Raw genomic sequence first — 286 nt, 5'->3', positions numbered from 1 at the left:
CTGCTGCACCACCCGGGCGATTTCCTCGGTGGCGACGCTGGTGCGCGACGCGAGCTGGCGCACTTCGTTGGCGACCACGGCAAAGCCGCGGCCCTGCTCACCGGCCCGGGCCGCCACGATGGCCGCGTTGAGCGCCAGCAGGTTGGTCTGGCCGGCGATGTCGCTGATGGTCTTGATGTTCGAGCCGATGACCTGGGACTGCTTGTCCAGTGCCTAGATGCCATTGGCCGCCTCCTGCATGCAGGATTCCAGGCCGCTCATCACCTCGACGGTCTGGGTCACGACA

At 67.1% G+C, this 286-nt stretch carries 1 pseudogene; it reads right to left on the bottom strand.

From position 1 onward, the window contains the following. A pseudogene (locus tag M2D63_RS25700) lies at positions 1-286 on the bottom strand (methyl-accepting chemotaxis protein); the annotation flags it as partial.

It is taken from the genome of Pseudomonas sp. BJa5 (genome assembly GCF_030272875.2).
Taxonomy (GTDB): Bacteria; Pseudomonadota; Gammaproteobacteria; order Pseudomonadales; family Pseudomonadaceae; genus Aquipseudomonas.
The sequence above is the reverse complement of the archived record's forward strand: the minus strand, read 5'-3'. Positions and strand labels throughout refer to the sequence as shown.